Origin of the sequence: Escherichia sp. HH41S (assembly GCF_009820115.1) — a bacterium.
GTDB classification, from domain to species: Bacteria; Pseudomonadota; Gammaproteobacteria; order Enterobacterales; family Enterobacteriaceae; genus Escherichia; species Escherichia coli_F.
The window spans coordinates 1-1516 of record NZ_VNXE01000040.1; the positions used below are offsets into that span (position 1 = coordinate 1).

3 protein-coding genes are annotated in these 1516 nt (G+C 45.5%); all 3 read right to left on the reverse strand.

Translation table 11 applies throughout. The annotated features are described in order from the left end of the window. Positions 1–875: 875 nt before the first annotated feature. Positions 876–1085, reverse strand: a complete 210-nt coding sequence (locus tag FQZ95_RS07885; protein WP_000958717.1) for a hypothetical protein — start codon at positions 1083–1085, stop codon at positions 876–878. Positions 1086–1173: 88 nt separating this feature from the next. After that, the gene (locus tag FQZ95_RS26090; protein ID WP_103533020.1) at positions 1174–1356 is read right to left on the reverse strand and encodes a hypothetical protein; all 183 of its coding nucleotides are present in this window, start codon (positions 1354–1356) and stop codon (positions 1174–1176) included. A gap of 14 nt (positions 1357–1370) precedes the next feature. Next, on the reverse strand, positions 1371–1516 hold a 146-nt coding region (locus FQZ95_RS07890; RefSeq protein ID WP_160530060.1), incomplete at its 5' end, for a M15 family metallopeptidase.

Genomic DNA, 1516 nt, shown 5'->3' on the forward strand with positions numbered 1-1516 from the left:
CCAGCTGCTTTTTGTTGACTTCCATTGTTCATTCCACGGACAAAAACAGAGAAAGGAAACGACAGAGGCCAAAAAGCCCGTTTTCAGCACCTGTCGTTTCCTTTCTTTTCAGGGGGTGTTTTAAATAAAAACATTAAGTTACGGCGAAGAAGAACGGAAACGCCTTAAACCGGAAAATTTTCATAAATAGCGAAAACCCGCGCGCCTGCCGCCCCGTGGAAGGCCTCCCCACCGGAAGGACCCACACAAATGAGAGCATTTATCATTAACATTTACAGATAAGATGACGTACATCATTGAAACGCCATTCAGCCATATACCGGCAGCATTCGTAGTTGCACTCCGTAACTCTGCGACTAAGGTTGAAAGCATGGCCATCTTTATTGCCACCGGCAAATCTTCAATGGATTTCCCCTGCCGGTTTTTTATTTCTCACATTACCGCAGCCCCTCAGTGTGAAGGGCTGCTGTAATGCCGCAATCTTTTTTAACATGAAAAAGGCCGCAGAGCGGCCTTTATGGTTTATTGACAATTGATTAAGACGTGTGGCACTTATTGGCACACCAATAGCAACCATTCACCCGGGAATATCCTTTGGCCTTTGCCTCTGTTACCGCCGAAGAACAATCACTATAGTAACCAAGGTAATCGCGGTTAGCTACAGCAGGAAGATATGAACATTCCTCAGCATGCACCTCATGATCGCCATTGCTCTGAGCATTTTTGTTCACGTAATAGTGTTTAAAAACCATTGTATAACTCCATGTTGACGCTGATATTCAGCATTAACATGCTATATCACCAATTACACAAACATAAGCTTGTTATTTCAATTAGTTGATAACGATCACCACTGAACTTTGGCCTTGCGAAATTCAAATGTTTTTCTGACTATTATTGGGCCGATAAACAGATATTATTTGAGCGTTTTGGTTCATTACATAAGCAATATCTCCATCTTTCAGAATGACTTTCCCATCCTTTCCCGATACGGCAATACTCCGCTGCTCTGGATGATAGCCAATGCTACGCCCGCAATGGAGCTCTTCCCCACCATTTTGAGACATGACTTTTACAGTTAACATTTTTCTGCTCCTATTTAGATGCCCTTTCCATCCGGGCCACTGTTCAAAGTAAATTTAGATTCAACAAATATTCTGCTCTTACAGGCGTTCAGATCTGTATACACTGCCGGACACCGTCGACAATTTCACAGACCTGAGAGGCTGCATCGAAAAGCTGATACGCCCTCTCCAGGCTGACGCATCCCACCAATAAAAAAGGCACCAGTATCGCTACCAGTGCCCATTTCGCCGCCGTTCGCGGCATTCTGTGTGTCCAGTGTTTTCTGCTCATAACACACCTGGTTATCAGCGTTTCAACTGAAAGTGAGGCCCGTCTTTCAGCGTTTTCCAGTCCCCGCCCCATTCGATGGCAACTCCCAGCTCTGCGGCAGCCTGCTTAAATGCCTGCGCGATTTTCTCGTACAGAGGCCAGTCCCATGACACCTGGCTGC

Bases quoted from the DNA above. Each gene is read 5' to 3' on its own strand.
- FQZ95_RS07885 (WP_000958717.1), bottom strand. From the start codon at position 1,085: ATGTTAACTGTAAAAGTCATGTCTCAAAATGGTGGGGAAGAGCTCCAT.
- FQZ95_RS26090 (WP_103533020.1), bottom strand. From the start codon at position 1,356: ATGAGCAGAAAACACTGGACACACAGAATGCCGCGAACGGCGGCGAAA.